Source organism: Pseudomonas sp. AG1028 (assembly GCF_007993955.1).
GTDB classification, from domain to species: Bacteria; Pseudomonadota; Gammaproteobacteria; order Pseudomonadales; family Pseudomonadaceae; genus Aquipseudomonas; species Aquipseudomonas straminea.
Genome location: NZ_VIVP01000006.1, coordinates 62,812 through 79,732 on the forward strand (window position 1 = coordinate 62,812; position 16,921 = coordinate 79,732).

General features: G+C 65.4%; 15 protein-coding genes. 7 read left to right on the forward strand and 8 right to left on the reverse strand.

Annotation, left to right across the window (positions count from 1 at the left end):
- The first annotated feature begins 192 nt into the window (after positions 1–192).
- From FB481_RS11125 to glgB, 3 genes are all read left to right on the forward strand, one after another.
- Entirely contained in the window at positions 193–2,217 is a 2,025-nt protein-coding gene (locus tag FB481_RS11125) for an alpha-1,4-glucan--maltose-1-phosphate maltosyltransferase (RefSeq protein ID WP_256662734.1), read from the forward strand.
- A 133-nt stretch (positions 2,218–2,350) separates the two neighbouring features.
- Positions 2,351–3,985, forward strand: coding sequence for a putative maltokinase (locus tag FB481_RS11130; protein WP_147176380.1), 1,635 nt, complete (start codon positions 2,351–2,353; stop codon positions 3,983–3,985).
- Entirely contained in the window at positions 3,982–6,186 is a 2,205-nt protein-coding gene (gene glgB / locus FB481_RS11135) for a 1,4-alpha-glucan branching protein GlgB (RefSeq protein ID WP_147176381.1), read from the forward strand. Before FB481_RS11130 ends, glgB begins: the two co-directional genes overlap by 4 nt.
- 78 nt (positions 6,187–6,264) lie before the next feature.
- On the opposite strand, the gene FB481_RS11140 is transcribed toward glgB, so the two are convergent.
- On the reverse strand, positions 6,265–6,549 hold the full coding sequence (locus FB481_RS11140; protein WP_093502500.1) for a hypothetical protein: 285 nt from the start codon (positions 6,547–6,549) through the stop codon (positions 6,265–6,267).
- Positions 6,550–6,774: 225 nt separating this feature from the next.
- Here FB481_RS11140 and FB481_RS11145 point away from each other — a divergent pair, with 225 nt between their 5' ends.
- The 3 genes from FB481_RS11145 (at position 6,775) to FB481_RS11155 (ending at position 9,435) form a co-directional block, all read left to right on the forward strand.
- A complete protein-coding gene (locus FB481_RS11145; protein ID WP_147176382.1) occupies positions 6,775–7,863 on the forward strand; it encodes a DUF1615 domain-containing protein in 1,089 nt (362 codons plus the stop codon).
- A gap of 80 nt (positions 7,864–7,943) precedes the next feature.
- The gene (locus FB481_RS11150; protein WP_147176383.1) at positions 7,944–8,783 is read left to right on the forward strand and encodes an AraC family transcriptional regulator; all 840 of its coding nucleotides are present in this window, start codon (positions 7,944–7,946) and stop codon (positions 8,781–8,783) included.
- A gap of 46 nt (positions 8,784–8,829) precedes the next feature.
- Positions 8,830–9,435: a LysE family translocator gene (locus FB481_RS11155; protein WP_147176384.1), complete on the forward strand. Its 606-nt coding sequence runs from the start codon at positions 8,830–8,832 to the stop codon at positions 9,433–9,435.
- Between the two features lie 182 nt (positions 9,436–9,617).
- Here FB481_RS11155 and FB481_RS11160 read toward each other — a convergent pair whose 3' ends face one another.
- The 3 genes from FB481_RS11160 to FB481_RS11170 are packed head-to-tail and all read right to left on the reverse strand — an operon-like array spanning position 9,618 to position 11,408.
- A complete protein-coding gene (locus FB481_RS11160; protein ID WP_147176385.1) occupies positions 9,618–10,301 on the reverse strand; it encodes a GNAT family N-acetyltransferase in 684 nt (227 codons plus the stop codon).
- 13 nt (positions 10,302–10,314) lie between these two features.
- Complete coding sequence (locus FB481_RS11165; protein WP_147176386.1) at positions 10,315–10,752, reverse strand: N-acetyltransferase; 438 nt, start codon at positions 10,750–10,752, stop codon at positions 10,315–10,317.
- Between the two features lie 29 nt (positions 10,753–10,781).
- The gene (locus FB481_RS11170) at positions 10,782–11,408 is read right to left on the reverse strand and encodes an FMN-binding negative transcriptional regulator (protein ID WP_147176387.1); all 627 of its coding nucleotides are present in this window, start codon (positions 11,406–11,408) and stop codon (positions 10,782–10,784) included.
- Between the two features lie 90 nt (positions 11,409–11,498).
- On the opposite strand from FB481_RS11170, the gene FB481_RS11175 reads away from it, so the two are divergent.
- Positions 11,499–12,971 carry a PLP-dependent aminotransferase family protein gene (locus tag FB481_RS11175; RefSeq protein WP_147176388.1) on the forward strand — a complete coding sequence of 491 codons (1,473 nt, stop codon included), beginning with the start codon at positions 11,499–11,501 and terminating at the stop codon, positions 12,969–12,971.
- A gap of 15 nt (positions 12,972–12,986) precedes the next feature.
- Here the strand turns inward: FB481_RS11175 and FB481_RS11180 are convergent, their stop codons facing one another.
- From FB481_RS11180 to FB481_RS11195, 4 genes are read right to left on the reverse strand one after another with little or no spacing between them, the layout of a single operon-like run.
- A complete protein-coding gene (locus FB481_RS11180) occupies positions 12,987–13,976 on the reverse strand; it encodes a lysylphosphatidylglycerol synthase domain-containing protein (RefSeq protein WP_147176389.1) in 990 nt (329 codons plus the stop codon).
- Positions 13,973–15,205 carry a cardiolipin synthase ClsB gene (gene clsB, locus FB481_RS11185; RefSeq protein WP_013791893.1) on the reverse strand — a complete coding sequence of 411 codons (1,233 nt, stop codon included), beginning with the start codon at positions 15,203–15,205 and terminating at the stop codon, positions 13,973–13,975. Before clsB ends, FB481_RS11180 begins: the two co-directional genes overlap by 4 nt.
- Positions 15,202–15,981 carry an endonuclease/exonuclease/phosphatase family protein gene (locus tag FB481_RS11190; RefSeq protein ID WP_147176390.1) on the reverse strand — a complete coding sequence of 260 codons (780 nt, stop codon included), beginning with the start codon at positions 15,979–15,981 and terminating at the stop codon, positions 15,202–15,204. Before FB481_RS11190 ends, clsB begins: the two co-directional genes overlap by 4 nt.
- Positions 15,978–16,889: a DUF72 domain-containing protein gene (locus FB481_RS11195; protein WP_147176391.1), complete on the reverse strand. Its 912-nt coding sequence runs from the start codon at positions 16,887–16,889 to the stop codon at positions 15,978–15,980. The genes FB481_RS11190 and FB481_RS11195 overlap by 4 nt, the downstream gene beginning before the upstream one ends.
- Positions 16,890–16,921 lie beyond the last annotated feature (32 nt).

Consider the following 16,921-nt stretch of genomic DNA (forward strand, 5'->3'; position numbering starts at 1 on the left):
GGAAACTATGAACTTTGCCAAAGCCGCCAGGTTCGGAGATAGACAGGTCGCGGCACCCGGGAACCCTTTCGCCAGAGAAGGACGACGGGTGCCGACGGTACACCGCATTCAGCCAGGCACTGTCGCCTGCAGCCCGTGGCGCGCCACGGCGCAACAGCTTATACGCCTGCCAGGCGTGAGGAGCCCGTTTCGATGCCATCTGCTTATTCGCAAGCCGACTTTCTGCAGGAACCGGTCCGTTTGAATCACAGCGAATTGTCGCTGGAGCGTGCGTTGCAGTTGCCGCGCCTGGCCATCGAGGAGGTCGAGCCGCAGGTCGAACAGGGGCGCTTCGCTGCCAAGGCCATCGCCGGGGATCGGGTCACGGTCAGCGCGCTGATCTTCGCCGATGGCCACGACAAGCTGGCCGGTGAGGTGCTGTGGCGCGACGTGGGCGCGTCGGACTGGCACCACGAACCGCTGGTGGATGTCGGCCTCGAGCGCTGGCAGGCCGAGATCGCTCCGCAGCGGGTCGGCGAGGTGGAGTTCCTTATCGAGGCCTGGTGGGACATCTACGCCAGTTACTGCTACGAACTGTCGAAGAAATTCGGCGCCGGGGTGACCATCAACCTCGAACTGCAGGAAGGCCAGGCCTTGCTGCGCGAGGCCGCTGACAGGGCCGAGGGCGATCTGGCCACCAGCCTGCAGGCGCTGTGCGACGAGTTGCAGGAATTGCAGAGCCTGGACGAGCGCGTAGCGCTGCTGCTGGCGCCCGAAACCGTTGCCCTGGTGCGCCGCGCCGAAGGCCATCCGCATCGCACCCGCAGCGCTACCTATCTGCTCGACGTGGAACGCCCGCTGGCGCGCTTTGCCAGCTGGTACGAGCTGTTTCCCCGTTCGGAAACCGACGACCCCGAGCGCCATGGCACTTTGCGTGACGTGATCAAGCGCTTGCCGGCCATCCAGGCGATGGGGTTCGACGTGCTGTATTTCCCGCCGATTCATCCCATTGGCACTACCCATCGCAAGGGCCGCAACAACTCGCTGAGCGCGGGTCCGGACGATCCCGGCAGCCCCTACGCCATCGGCAGTCCGGACGGCGGCCACGAGGCCATTCACCCGCAGCTCGGCACCCGCGAGGACTTCGTCGCGCTGGTCGAAGCGGCGCGCGAGCATGACCTGGAAATCGCCCTGGATTTCGCCATCCAGTGCTCGCCCGATCACCCATGGCTCAAGCAGCACCCCGGCTGGTTCAGCTGGCGCCCGGACGGCACCATCCGTCATGCGGAAAACCCGCCGAAGAAATACGAGGACATCGTCAACGTCGACTTCTACGCCAGGGATGCGGTGCCCGACCTGTGGCTGGCGCTGCGCGATGTGGTGCGCGGCTGGGTGGAGCTGGGCGTGTACCAGTTCCGGGTCGACAACCCGCACACCAAGCCGCTGCCGTTCTGGGAATGGCTGATCGCCGATATCCGCAAGACCCATCCGCAGGTGATGTTCCTCGCCGAAGCCTTCACCCGCCCGGCGATGATGGCGCGTCTGGGCAAGGTGGGCTTTACCCAGAGCTACACCTATTTCACCTGGCGCAACACCAAGGCCGAGCTGGAAAGCTATCTGACCCAGCTCAACGAAGCACCCTGGCGCGATTGCTATCGCCCCAACTTCTTCGTCAACACGCCGGACATCAACCCGTACTTCCTGCACCACAGCGGCCGTGCCGGCTTTCTGATCCGCGCCGCGCTGGCGACCATGGGCTCGGGGCTGTGGGGCATGTATTCGGGCTTCGAGATCTGCGAATCCCTGCCGGTGCCGGGCAAAGAGGAATACCTGGATTCGGAGAAATACGAAATTCGTGTGCGCGACTACCAGGCGCCGGGCAACATCGTCGCCGAAATCGCCCAGCTCAATCGCATCCGCCGGCAGAACCCTGCGTTGCAGACCCACCTGGGGTTTCAGGCTTACACCTGCTGGAACGACAACATCCTGTATTTCGGCAAGCGCACCGCCGATCGCGAGAACTTTATCCTGGTGGCCGTCAGCCTAGACCCGCACAACGCCCAGGAGGCGCACTTCGAGTTGCCGCTGTGGGAGCTGGGCCTGGATGACCACGCTACTACCCACGGTGAAGACCTGATGACCGGCCACACCTGGCACTGGCACGGCAAGACGCAGTGGATGCGCATCGAGCCCTGGCATCAGCCGTTCGGCATCTGGCGCATCCGCGTGGCGAGCTGAGGAGCCGGTCAATGGCGCGCCGAGCTTGGTGCTGCACCTTTACCGATGACCGCTGCGGACCGGGCCACTCGATGGCTTGTGCACTCGGTCGTCCTCTGGCATCTACTGGCTTGTGCTCGCCGAGGAGGCGCAAATGACCAGCTCGTATTCAACATCGGTCGACCCCATGCCGGAGCTGACCACCCTGGTGATCAGCGACCAACTCGGCGAGCTGCTGCAACTGCCGGCTCGCGCGATCCTGGAGCAGCAGTCGCTGCCGGCCTACCTGCCCAAGCGCCGCTGGTTCTCCTGCGGGGCCGAGGACGTCAGGCAGGTGAAGCTGCTGTATGCCGTCCCGTTCGGCAGCGCGGATCAACCTTATGTGCTCAGTGAGGTGGAGGTGGTGCGCCAGTGCGGCAGTATCGAGCACTATCAGGTGCCGCTCGGCTACGTAGGCGAGCAGGATGCCGGCAGCGGCCTGCCGCAACAACTGGCCCTGGCCCGGCTGCGTCGCGGTAGTCAGCTGGGGCTGCTCACCGACGGCTATACGCTGCCGGGTTTCGTGCGCCATGTGATGGGCCAATTGGGCGAGCGCAGCGTGCTGGGCTGGCAGGGCAGCGAGATCCAGTTCGTGCCCACCGCGCGCCTGCAGGAGCTGGGCGACCTGAGCAATGCCAAGGTCAAGCTGATCTCCGCGGAGCAGTCCAACAGCTCGGCGATCATCGATGAGCAAGCCGTGCTCAAGCTGGTACGTCGGGTGCTGCCGGGCATCCACCCGGAGGCGGAGATCGGCGGCTACCTGACGGCGGCCGGCTTCGAGCATATCGCACCGCTGTTGGGCGAAGTGCGCCGCGTGGACGAGCAGGGCGTGCCCCACACGCTGATGATCCTGCAGGGTTATCTGCACAATCAGGGCGATGCCTGGCAGTGGACGCTGAACCATCTGGAGCGCGCGGTTCGCGAAGAACTGGCCGGCGGGCATGTCGAAACGCAGAACCGGCATGGCGCCCTGGCCGAGCTGGAAACCTTCGCCGGCCTGTTGGGCAAGCGCCTGGGTGAGATGCATGTCGCCCTCGGCCAGGCCAGCGACAACCCGGACTTCGGCTACCACGAGACCGGCGACGCCGAAGTGGCCGAGTGGTCGCAGAACATCACCGCGCAAGTACGTGAGGCGCTGAAGGTAATCGCCAAGGGGCGCGGGCACTTGCCGGGTGAAGCCGCCAACCAGGCAGACTGGCTGGCCGCCCGCCATGAGCAGATTCTCGAACGGGTCGAAGACCTGGCGCGGCGTTCGGCGGGTGGCATCCGCATGCGCGTGCATGGCGACCTGCACCTGGGCCAGGTGCTGGTGGTGCAGGGCGACGCCTACCTGATCGATTTCGAAGGTGAACCGACCCGCACTCTGGAAGAGCGCCGCGCTTTCTACAGCCCGCTCAAGGATGTCGCCGGCATGTTGCGCTCCTTCGACTATGCGGCCGCCATGGCCATGCGCAGCGCACAGAGCGCCGACGCCACGGCCGAGGCCGAGCAGGCCCGCCAGCATATCGCCGGGCTGTATCGCAGCCAGGCCAGAACCGCATTCAATGAAGCCTACCGGCTGGCGGCATCCGATCTGCCCCACGCCTGGCACGACCGCGAAGGTGAAGTGGCAGCCCTGGCGCTGTTCTGCATCGAGAAGGCGGCTTACGAAATTCTGTATGAAGCGCGCTATCGTCCTGATTGGCTGGAAGTTCCGGTGCAAGGGTTGATAGAGCTGAGCAACTATCTCTTGGGGAGCGGTAAACGATGAGCAATGGAGAAACCGAGCGCCAGGTGGCGGGTATCGAGCGCGCCGCCGTCGAGGCCCTGATACGGGGCGAGCATGGCGATCCGTTTTCGATTCTGGGCCCCCACGCGTTCGCCCACGGGCTGACCATTCGCGCATACCTGCCCGGCGCCCTTGGTGTCGAGCTGATCCACGCGGTGAGTGGCGAGGTGCTCGGCACCCTGGAACAGTCCAGCGTGCCGGGGCTGTTCAGCATTCGCATCGAGCAGCAGGTGCCGTATCGCTATCGCATCCAATGGGGCACCGGCGTACAGGAAACCGAAGACCCTTACGCCTTCGGTCAACTGCTCGGCGAGATGGATCTGTACCTGTTCGCCGAGGGCAATCACCGCGAACTGGGCAAGAGCCTGGGCGCCCAGTTCACCACCCACGAAGGCGTGCAGGGCGTGCGCTTTTCGGTGTGGGCGCCCAACGCCCGGCGGGTGTCGGTGGTCGGCCACTTCAACGGCTGGGATGGCCGCCGACATCCGATGCGCCTGCGCCAGCCCAGCGGCGTGTGGGAACTGTTCATCCCACGCCTGGCGCCGGGCGAAGTCTACAAATACGAGATTCTCGGTCGTGACGGCCTGCTGCCGCTCAAGGCCGACCCCATGGCGCTGGCCAGCGAGTTGCCGCCGGCCACTGGTTCGGTGGTTTCCGCGCCGCTGCAGTTCGACTGGCACGACGCGCATTGGCTCGAGCAGCGCCAGGCCCGACAGGGCTACCAGGCGCCGATGTCGATCTATGAATTGCACGCCGGCTCTTGGCGCCGCGAGGGCGGCGAGAATGGCCGCCTGCTGAGCTGGCGCGAGCTGAGCGAACAGCTGATTCCCTACGTGCAGCAGTTGGGCTTCACCCATATCGAGCTGATGCCGATCATGGAGCACCCGTTCGGCGGCTCCTGGGGGTACCAGCTGCTGTCGCAATTCGCGCCGACCGCCCGTTACGGCAGCCCGGCGGATTTCGCCGCCTTCGTCGACGCCTGCCACCAGGCCGGCATCGGCGTGATCCTCGACTGGGTGCCCGCGCATTTCCCCACCGACGCCCATGGCCTCGGCCAGTTCGACGGCACCGCGCTGTATGAGTACGCCCATCCCTTCGAAGGCTTCCACCAGGATTGGGATACCTACATCTACAACCTGGGGCGTACCGAGGTGCACGGCTTCATGCTGGCTTCGGCGCTACACTGGCTGCGCACCTACCACATCGACGGCCTGCGTGTGGATGCCGTGGCCTCGATGCTCTACCGCGACTATTCGCGCAAGGACGGCGAGTGGATCCCCAACCGCTTCGGCGGGCGCGAGAACCTGGAAAGCATCGACTTCCTGCGCCACCTCAACGACGTGGTCGCCCAGGAAGTGCCCGGTGCCTTGGTGATCGCCGAGGAATCGACCGCCTGGCCCGGCGTCAGCCGACCGACCCAGGAAGGCGGCCTGGGTTTCTCCTACAAATGGAACATGGGTTGGATGCACGATAGCCTCAAGTATGCCGCCGAGGATCCGCTGCACCGTCGCCATCATCACCATCAGCTGACGTTCGGCTTGCTGTACGCCTTCTCCGAACATTTCGTGCTGCCCATCTCCCACGACGAAGTGGTGCACGGCAAGCGCTCGCTGCTCGACAAGATGCCCGGCGATCGCTGGCAGAAGTTCGCCAACCTGCGCCTGTACCTGAGCTTCATGTGGAGCCATCCGGGCAAGAAGCTGCTGTTCATGGGCTGCGAGTTCGGCCAGTGGCGCGAGTGGAACCACGACCACGAGCTGGACTGGTATCTGCTGCGCTACGGCGAGCACAAGGGCGTGCAGCAACTGGTCAGCGATCTCAACGGGCTGTACCGCCACGAGCCGGCGCTGCACCAGCTCGATGGCAGCGCCGAAGGCTTCGCCTGGCTGATCGGCGACGACGCCAGCAACAGCGTGTTCGCCTGGTTGCGCCACGACAAGGACGGCGCGCCGCTGCTGGTGGTGCACAACTTCACGCCCGAGCCGCGCAACGGCTACCGCATCGGCGTGCCGAAAGAGGGCGCCTGGCATGTGCTGCTCAACAGCGATGCCGAGCGTTACGCCGGCTCCAATGCGGGCAGCCAGGGCGGGCTGTTCAGCGAGGCACTGGCCAGCCATGGCCAGCCCCAATCGCTGAGCCTGGATCTGCCGCCACTTGGCACTCTGGTGATCAAGCCGCAATGAAACGAGAAAAGGTGGACCGATTGCTCGGCCCACCCTTTCTGCTTTCAAGCGCGGGACTTGTTCAGGCCCCTATAGCCGTCACACGTAAGCTTGTGCGGCGAAGCCACGCGGCAGGCGATTGCGGCCGGGCAGGTCGGTCAGGTGCTGCTGCCAGGAAGTGCGCCAGTCGGTACGCGGCTGTGCGACCTTGGCCTTGCGGGCGGCGCGTCGCGAGGCATTGCGGGCATCACGGCGCGCCTGCTTGTACACCTCGGTGTTGCGGCAGTTGCGGCATTTCACCTGGTTGAGTTCCTTGCTGGAGGCCAGCTTTTCGCCGTGGGTGCCGCAGGCGAGATGACCGTCGATCTTGTAATGGGTAACCATGTGGATCTCCTTGCTCATATCGATCCTGGAGCGCAACTCGCTCCGCGTCCGCAGGCCAGGCGTTACGGGCCTTCGTGAGGGGTAGACCGCTTCGCTTGTGAATGGGTTCTGATTGTTTTGCCCAGCCCAGAGGGCGTTACGGACGGGTATGCCCGGCAAATAATCGCGGACACCGCAGCGTTGCCGTTGTCAGAGCTTCGAGCTTTCCATTGCGAGGAGTCATCGGTGACGCCCCATTTCCTGCGTTCATCTGCTGCGCTATTGGCCGTGTTGCTGGCTGGTTGCGCGTCCCAGCCACGTGAGCCGGTGCCCAAACCGGCCGAAGTGCGCGCGCAGATCGTGCGGCTGATGCCGATGAACACGCCGGATCGGGAAGGATGGGCCGCGGATATCTACGCTGCCTTCGCCGCTCAGGAGATCGCGCCGACCACCGAGAACATCTGCGCCGTGCTGGCGGTGACCGAACAGGAATCGACCTTCAACGCCGACCCGCCGGTGCCGGGGCTAGCCAAGGTCGCCCGGGCGGAAATCGATCGACGCGCAGCCAGTCTGCACGTGCCCCGGCTGCTGGTGAACGCGGCGCTGCGCATCCAGTCGCCGACCGGCAAGACCTACCAGCAGCGCCTGGACAGCGTGCGCACCGAAAGGCAGCTGAGCGAGATCTTCGATGACTTCACCGGCATGGTGCCGCTGGGGCGCCAGCTGTTCGGCGGGCTCAATCCGGTGCACACCGGCGGGCCGATGCAGGTGAGTGTTGCCTTTGCCCAGGCCCATGCCGAGAGCTATCCCTATCCGCCAGACGGCTCGATCCGCCGCGAGGTATTCAGCCGTCGTGGCGGCATGTACTTCGGTATCGCTCATCTGTTGGGCTACCCGGTCAACTACCCGAAACCGCTGTACCGTTTTGCCGACTTCAACGCCGGCTGGTACGCCAGCCGCAATGCGGCGTTTCAGAATGCAGTCAGCAGTGCGTCGGGCATTCCCCTGGCGCTGGATGGCGACCTGATCATTCACGGCAGCAGCAAGGTCAGCGCCACCGAGCTGGCAGTGCGCTCCCTTGGCAAGCGGCTGAATCTCAGTGACCGGGCGATTCGCCGGGATCTGGAGCAGGGCAGCAGCCTGGAGTTCGAGGACAGCCGCCTGTACGAGCGGGTTTTCGCCCTGGCCGACGAGGCCGAGGGCAAGCGGGTGCAGCGCGAGTTGTTGCCGGGCATCGTGCTGGAAAGCCCGAAGATTAGCCGCCGCCTGACCACCGCCTGGTTCGCTGAACGCGTGGATGCGCGCCACCAGCGCTGCATGGCGCGGGCCCGATGAACGGCTGCTCAAAAGTTCCAGAATGGGAGCAGCAGGTCGGTTAGCATGACCCGCTCACATCCCGTGGCGCTGGAGCAGGCATGAGGGCGCAGAGTTGGGTCGACCTGGCCCAGGACACAGAAACCGGTATCGAGACCATTCGCGCGCATTTTCGCGGCCATGCCTACGATCCCCACTGGCACGACGCCTACCTGGTCGGCTTCACCGAGCAGGGCGTGCAGCAGTTCAATTGCCGCAAGCAGTTGAACAGCAGCCTGGCCGGCCAGGTGTTCATGCTCGAGCCTGGCGAGTTGCACGACGGCCACGCGCCGGAGCCGGAAGGCTTCACCTACTCGATGCTGTACCTGGATACCCAGTGGTTGGAGCGTGAACTGCGCAGCCTGTTCGAGCAGGCACCGGCCGACTGTCTACCAGCCTTTGGCGCCACCCTGGCCAGTGACCCGCGCCTGCTCGCTGCGGTGGTCGAAGCGTTCGGCGCCCTGCATGGTCGGGATCTGCGCATGGTCAGGCAGTCCGCCCTCGATAATCTTCTGGCGCGTCTCACCGAGCGCCTGCATTGGCGCCGCCGCCTGGAGGTCGACCCGCGCCTGCCGCTGGTGGCCCAGCGTGCGCGGGACTTCCTGCATGACCAGCACACCCGCGATATCGGCCTGGATGACCTGGCCGCCGCCTGCGGCGTGGACCGCTTTCGGCTGAGCCGCGCCTTCAAGGCTACCTTTGGCCTCGCGCCCCATGCGTACCTGGTGCAACTGCGCCTGGCTCGTGCGCGGCACCTGCTGGCCCGTGGCGAGCCGCCGGTGCAGGTGGCGGCGGTTCTCGGCTTTGCCGACCAGAGCCACCTGGGCCGCTGGTTCCGTCGCGCCTACGGCATCACCCCGGCGAACTACCAACGGCGCTGCTCAAACCTTCCAGACCGCTGAGGCGCCAGCGTCGATAATCAGGGCTCGGATCGTACAGGAGCCCGTCATGACCCAGTTGTTGCCCTTCATGCTGTTCGCCTTCGTTGCCTCCATCACCCCGGGGCCCACCAACGTGCTGGTGCTGGGCAGCAGCGCCCGCCATGGCGTGGCCAAGACCCTGCCGCTGGTGATCGGCGCCTGTGTGGGCGCGGCGGCCATCGTGGTGGCGGTGGGGCTTGGCCTGGGGGAATTGCTGCAACAGCACCCGCGTCTGCAATGGGCGATGGCCTGGTTCGGTGTGCTGTGGTTGAGCTACCTGGCCTGGCGCATCTTCAGCAGCCCTGCGGCGGCGCTGGATGGCTCGGCGGTGACGGCGGACGAGAAGCGCCTCGGGCTGTTCGCCGGTGCTGCGCTGCAGCTGGTCAACCCCAAGACCTGGATGATGGCCCTGGCGGTGGTCAGCGTGTTCGCCACGCCGGGGCCCGGCCAGGCGCTGCGTGTGGCGTTACTAGCAGCGATCTTCCTGGCCATCTCCCTGCCGTGCCTGGGCTGCTGGGCGCTACTGGGGCGCGGCGCCGCACGCTTGTTCACGTCGGCCCGCGCCATGACCCGTTTCAACCAGATCATGGCCGTGCTGCTGTTGGTCTCGGCCTGGCTGGGTGCGCCGTTGTAATCGTTCACGTTCCTCGACGTGGCGGGGGCGAATGGCGCAAGGTCTATTGGCTGAAGCTTGTAGCTTCGTAGGATGGGTGAAACCCATCAACGCTAGATGGGTTTCACCCATCCTACATGTAGCAAATGAATTCATGTGGGAGCGCGCCATGCGCGCGAAATAGCGGCAACGCCGCGCCCAAGTCAAGACTCACGAAATTCTTCCAAGCGCCGACGCTGTTGCCCCAGTTCATCGAAATTGTCCGCGGCCAACCAGCGTACAAAGGCCTCGCGAATCGGCGGCCAATCGCCATCGATGATCGAGAACCAGGCGGTATCGCGGTTCTGGCCCTTGATCACCGCATGCTGGCGGAACAGGCCTTCCTGGGTGAAGCCCAGGCGCTCGGCAGCACGCATCGACCGCGCATTGCGCGAATTGCACTTCCACTCCAGGCGGCGATTGCCGAGCTCGTCCATGGCCAGGCTCATCAGCAGCCAGATCGCTTCGGTGGAGGCGGGGGAGCGCTGCATGGCGCGGCCAAAGGCAATATGGCCGATCTCGATGCAGCCGTCGGCTGGGGCGATACGCAGGAAGCTGAGCAGCCCTACTGCACGTTTCGACGCGGCCTCGATCACCGTGAAAAACAGGGGATCGTCGCTCACCTGCTTGCCCGCGAGCCAGGCGTCGAAGGCACTGCGTTCGGCGAACGGGCCGTAGGGCAGGTAAGCCCACAAATCGGGGTCACTGTCCGGGCCTTGCAGGGCTAGCCATAGATCTTCTCCGTGGCACTGGGCGTCGAGCGGCTCCAGATGCACGAAGCGGCCGTGCAGTTGGGCACGGGGCGGTGGTGGGACGGGTTTCCAGTCGAGCAGGGTATCGTCGGTCATGGTCGGCTCCTGATCACAATTTCTTGCGGTACTGCACGAAGCCGGGGCGCTCGGCGATGCGGTCGTACAGTTGCATGGCTGTGGTGTTGCTCTCGTGGGTCAGCCAATGCACCCGCGAGGCCCCGGCCTGGAGGGCCTGGGCGTATACGTGCTCGATCAGCCCGCGGCCAGTGCCGCCGCCGCGTACCTGCTCGTCGACGAACAGATCCTGCAGGTAGCAGTAATCGCCCTCCGTCCAGCAGGAGCGATGGAAGATCCAGTGCACCATGCCGATGGCGCGGCCGTCCTGCCAGGCCAGGGCCGCGTGCATCGGCTCATCGGCGGCAAGGAACCGCTGCCAGGTCAGCGCAGTGGTGGCCTCGGGAATTTCGGTGGCGTAGAAGCGTTGGTAGCCCTGCCAGAGGTGCAGCCAGGCGTCGTGATCGTCAGCGGCAACGGCGAGTATTTCCATGCTCGGGTCTCCTGTGTTTATCGAGTGATTCAGTCAGCCATGCGCTGCGCCAGGGCGCGGTCGCGGGAATCGAGGCTGGCGGCGAGGCCGTCGTGTACGCCGTGCTGGTCGGCTTCGCTGCGGTTTTGGCCGAGCTTCCATTTACCTTCCAGGCGCTCGATGGGCAGGGCGAAGCCGACGATGGCGCGCAGCATGCCGTCGATGTAATCGCGCGGTGCGTCATCGATGGCCCAGGGTTGGGGGCGCAGGCTTTCGTGGCGGTCGGTGAGCTCGCCGAGGAGGTTCCGCAGGCGTTCGGCGTCGTCGAACACTTCGGCGCGGCCATAGGCGTGCACGGCGATGTAATTCCAGGTCGGCACCACCTTGCCGTGCTCGGCCTTGGCCGGGTACCAGGACGGGCTGACATAGGCCTCGGCGCTGCTGAACACCACCAGGGCTTCGCCGCCTTCGGCCAGCAAGCGCGCGTGCGGGTTGGCTCGCGCCAGGTGGCCATACAGCGTGCCGTACTCGCCTTCTTCTGGGCGCAACAGTAGCGGCAGATGGCTGGCCTGCAGGCCGTTTTCGCCATGGCTGATCAGGGTGGCCAGGCGGCAGGCCTGGATCTCCCGGTGCAGGGTGGCGAGGTCGTTCTGACGAAAGGCGGAGGGTGTGTACATGGGCCGTTTCCTGAAGGGAATGACGTCATCCTAGATTTGTGATTGGTCTGTTGTAAGATCCATTTTCAGTGACTTTCATGGAGCCAATCGATGGCCGCTTCAGCTCCGCTTCCCGTCGACCTCACAGGCCTGTGCCTGCAGCCCGGCGCGGGCCTGGCGCGTCAGCTGTACCAGGCGCTGCGCGAGCGCATGCTCGACGGGCGCCTGCCGGGTGGCACGCGTCTGCCGGCCAGCCGTCAATTGGCCGAGCTGCTGGGCGTGTCACGCAACACCGTCAGCCGCGCCCTGGATCAGCTGTATGCCGAGGGCTACGTGCAGGCGCGGGTCGGCGACGGCACCTATGTGGCCGATCTCGCCGCCGGCGCGCCGCTGCCTGCGGCGATCCTGTCGAGCGAGGTCCGCAGCAGTGCCTTGCAGCGGCTGCAGAACTTTCACCTGCCGCCGCACCTGCCGGGGCCGCCACGGGCATTTCGCGTCGGGGTGCCGGCCTTCGACCTGTTTCCCTATGAAACCTGGGCGCGCCTGGCTGCGCGTTTCTGGCGGCGACCGGCGCCAGCGCTGCTGGGCTACGGCGACCCGGCGGGCGATGCGCAGCTGCGCGAGTTGATCGCCGCCTACCTGCGCAGCAGTCGCGGCCTGCAGTGCGACCCGGGACAGATCGTCATCACCTGCGGTGCTCAGCAGGCCATCAGCCTGTGCACCCAGTTGCTGCTCGAGCCCGGCGACCGGGTCGCTCTGGAGGATCCCGGCTACCGCGCCGCGGCCCACGCGTTCAGCGTCGCCGGGGCTCGGCTCGAAGGCATCGGTATCGACAGCGAGGGCCTGGATGTCGCCGCCCTAGAGCGGGCCGGGCCCTGTCGGCTGGCCTATGTCACGCCATCGCACCAGTACCCGACCGGGGTGACGCTGTCGTTGCCCAGGCGTCTGGCACTGCTCGACTGGGCCGAGCGCAACGATGCCTGGATCATCGAAGACGACTACGACGGCGAGTACCGCTACAGCGGCACACCGCTGGCCCCGCTGGCGGCACTGGATCGCGGCCAGCGCGTGCTGTACGTCGGCACCTTCAGCAAGATCGTCTTCCCGGCGCTGCGCCTGGGTTATCTGGTGGTGCCGCCGCGCCTGGCCCAGGCCTTCGCCCGCCGTCGCGGGGTGGACATGCGCCACTCCGATATCGGCACCCAGGCGGTGATGGCCGAGTTCATCGCCGCTGGGCATTTTCAGCGGCATATCCGCCGCATGCGCAATGCCGCTCGGTCACGGCGCGACGCTTTGCTGGCCGGTTGGCCGGATCAGTTGCCTGGCTGCTCAGCGCTGCCCGAGGTCCATGCCGGTCTGCACCTGAGCGTGCGCTGCGAGAGTCTGGCACGCGAGCGTGAACTGATCGCGGCGGCTGCCAACGTTGGTGTGGAAATCAACCCGCTGAGCGTGCAGTGGCTGCCAGAAGGGCGCACACCGCCGGATCAGCGTGCAGGGTTGGTGATGGGTTTTGCGGCGGTACCGGAGCGAGACATCTTCGAGGCGCTGCACGCCTTGCGCCGGGCGTGGGGCCTGCAGGCCTAGTCGCGCCCCGTCCTGTCAGGCAGGGCGCGGCTCTTCAGTGTTTTCCTGGCCAGCGTTCTGGCGCAGCTTCTTGGCGCGTTTTTCCAGCACCAGGTAGACCACGCAGGCAACCGCCAATGGCAGCAGGAAGTAGATGGCCCGATAGCCGATCAGTGCGGCGACGATGCTGCCCTTGGACATCTCGTGCTGCAGCATGGCGATAAATACCGCCTCGATCACTCCCAGGCCAGCGGGGATATGGGTGATCACCCCGGCGATGCTGCTGATCATCAGGATGCCGAGAATCGTCGGGTAGAAGGCTTCCTTGGGCAGCAGCAGGTAAATGATCAGCGCCATCAGCGACCAGTTCAGCGCACCGAGGCCGGCCTGCAGCAGGGCCATGGGCAGCGACGGTAGGTTCAGCTCGTGGCCGCGGATCGTCCAGCTGCGGCGCTTGGAGAACTGGCAGGCCAGGAGATAACCGATGCCCACGGCGAGCAGCGCCAAGCCGATTATGCGCAGGCCCGTGGCACCGATGGCCCAGCCTTCTGGCAGCTTGAGCAGGCCAAAGGTGAATAGCACGCCGGCCAGCAGGATGTAGCCCAGCCAGTTGGTGATCAGGCTCATGCTCAGCACCCGGGTGATGGTCGAAACCTTCAGACCCAGGCGCGAATACAGGCGATAACGCAGCGCCACACCGCCGACCCAGGAACTCAGGTTGAGGGTGAAGGCGTAGCACACAAAGGTCAGCGGCAGCACCTGGCGGGTCGGTAGGCCGTGCTGGGTGTAGGCGCGGCCGATCAGGTCGAAGCTCGAATACACCCCGTAGCTCAGCGCCGTCACGCCGACTGCGGCGAGCAGGATGGTCGGGCTAAAGCCGCGCAGCGCCTGGCTGACTTCCTGCCAGTCGAGGTTCTTGACCAGCATGAACAGCAGCGCCGGCACCAGAATGAAAAAGCACAGGGTCAGCAGGCGCTTGGCCCAGCGCCACGCCGGCTTGCCCTGCTTGTCGTCGGGTTTGCTCACGAGACTTTCTCCTGGTCGACCTGTAAGGTGCCGCACTGCGGCGCTTCGATTTCGGGTTTGAGCAACTTGATGCGCGGCGAGTGGGCCGGGAACCAGCCAGCGATGGCCGGGAAATGGCGCAGGAAGTGAAAGCACAGGAAGATCAGCGGTGCGCGCCACCAGTAACCGCGCATAACCCGCTTGAGTGGCACGGATTTACAGCTCGATTCGGCCAGCTCGGAAAGGTGTTCATGCAGGCGGCGGTTGAGCGCCGCGTCTCGCACGATCACGTTGGCTTCCAGGTTGAGCGACAGGCTTAGCGGGTCGAGGTTGCTCGAGCCGATGGTGCACCACTCATGGTCGGCCAGCGCCACCTTGCCGTGCAGCGGGCGCTGGCAGTATTCATAGATGGTCACGCCATCGCGCAGCAGGTAGTTGTAGGTGAGCCGCGAGCACAGGCGCACCAGCGGCATATCCGGCATGCCTTGGAGGATCAGCGTCACTTTCACACCGCGCCGCGCCGCATTGCGCAGCTCGCGTAGCAGCCGATAACCGGGGAAGAAGTAGGCGTTGGCGATGATCAGCCGATGCTGGGCGTTGCGAATGGCGTCCAGGTAGTGCTGCTCGATGGTGTTGGTGTCGTCGCCATTGTCGCGGATGGTCATCAGCAGGCGGCTGTTGCCGGCGTGGCGGTGCTGGCCGGGCTGGCTGCCTCGGTGCGGCGTCGCCGGGCGGTCATCGCGGGCGTCGAGCAGGCGCACGGCGGCGGTGTGCAGGTCTGCGACGATGGGGCCACGCACACGCACGGCATAATCCTGCTTGGCCATCGGCCCGTAATCGGCGATATGGTCCTCGCCGTAGTTGATGCCGCCGATGTAGGCGACCTCGTTATCGACCACCACGATCTTGCGGTGCAGGCGGCGGAACAGATTGGTACGCATGCCCAGCAGGCGCTTGCCCGGGTCGAACATGTGAACCCGCACACCGGCGGCCACCAACGCTGCGACGTACTCGGTGGAGAGGTCCGCGGTGCCGTAACCGTCCACGGTGATCTCCACCTCGGCGCCGTTGCGGGCAGCGGCGATCAGCGCCTGCTGCAGCTCCATGCCGATCTTGTCTTCGAAGATGATGAAGGTTTCCAGCAGCACTTGCTGGCGGGCATTGCGGATGCTCTCGAACACGGCGGGAAAGAAGTCCTCGCCGTTGATCAACAGATCGATCTGGTTGCCATCACGCCATTCGTACTTCATAGCCGTATCTCCACAGCCAACGGTGCATGATCGGACAGGTGCGACCAGGGGCGGGTCGACAGCACCTGCGGGTTGTGAGTGGTCGCGTTGCGCACGTAGATGCGATCCAGGCACAGCAGCGGCCAGCGCGCGGGGAAGCTTTTGGCCGGTTTGCCATGCTCGCTGACGAATGCCTCCTTAAGGCCGCTGGCGGCCAGCAGGCCATCGGCGCGCTGGCGCCAGTCGTTGAAATCACCGGCGACGATCACCGGCGCGTCGCTGGGCAGACGGTCGAGCACCTTGCACAAGAGGCCCAGCTGCTGCTTGCGATGGACCTCGCGTAGGCCCAGGTGCACGCAGATGGCATGCACTTCAGCGTGCCCCGGCACGTCGAGCACCGAGTGCAGCAGGCCGCGCTGCTCCTGGGTGCCGATGGAGATGTCGAGGTTCTCGTGGCGCAGGATCGGAAATTTGGAGAGCAGGGCGTTGCCGTGGTCTCCATGGGGATACACGGCGTTGCGGCCATAGGCGAACTGCGGCCACATGCTGTCAGCGAGAAACTCGTACTGCGGTGTAGGCGGCCAGTTCTCGTAGCGCTTGGCGTGGTGCTCGTGGGTGCCGTGCACTTCCTGCAAAAACACCATGTCGGCCGACAGCGTGCGCACCGCATCGCGCAGCTCGGGAAGAATGAAGCGCCGGTTCAGCGCGGTGAACCCCTTGTGGGTGTTGACCGTGAGAATCTTCAGCGTATGAACCGCGCTGGCCAGTTCCGTGGGTGCCGGTTGGTGGGTAGTCATGGGCTTACTCCTGGCGACTGGCCGGGGGCGTTGGGCAGCTCCGGGGCCAGGTCGAACTTCTCTAACAGCGCGTGGGCGTCGTAGGGCGCGCGGACCTTGAGGTCGTTGTCGAAATAGCAGTACACATCGCGCGACTTTCGGGCGCGCGGCTTGTGGCTGTCGATCAGCTGCGCGTCGCCGGGCTGCTGGCCGCGGCTCCAGGTGGCGATGCGCTGGTGCCAGTGGTCGATGGCGTCTTCGTCGTAACCGCTTTCGTAGAGCTTCTTGTTACCGTGCAGGCGCAGGTACACGAAGTCGGCAGTCAGATCCTCGGCGTACGGCCACTTGCCGGCGCTGTCGGCGAACACCAGTGCAACGTTGTGTTTGCGCAGCAACTTGATAAAGGCCGGGTCGCAAAAACTCGGGTGACGGATTTCCACGGCGTGGCGCAGCTTCTGCTGGTGGGGCGCATCCAGGCTGCCGTCCTGCAGGCGATCGGCTTTCTTCGCGCTACGCAGGGCCTGCTCGGTGTCCTGCGGCAGCAGGGCGAGGAAGTCGGCAAAGCGCTGTTCATCGAACGCCATGCTCGGTGGAAATTGCCAGAGGATCGGCCCCAGCTTATTGCCGAGTTGCAACGGCCCCGAAGCGAAGAAATTGGCGATGGGCGTGGCCACGTCATCGAGGCGGCGGATATGGGTGATATAGCGCGGCGCCTTGACTGCGAAGCAGAAGCCGTCCGGTGTCTCAGCGGCCCAACCGGCATAACGCTCGGGCGTTTGCAGGGCATAGAACGAGCCGTTGATCTCGATACTGCTCACCGCCCGGGAGGCGAACGCCAGTTCCTCGCGCTGCTTCAGCCTGTCTGGGTAGAAGTCGCCGCGCCAGGGCGCATAGCGCCAGCCGGAAATGCCGATATGGATGCGCTTCACCGCGGCTCACCCGCTTGCGGCAGACCAACGCG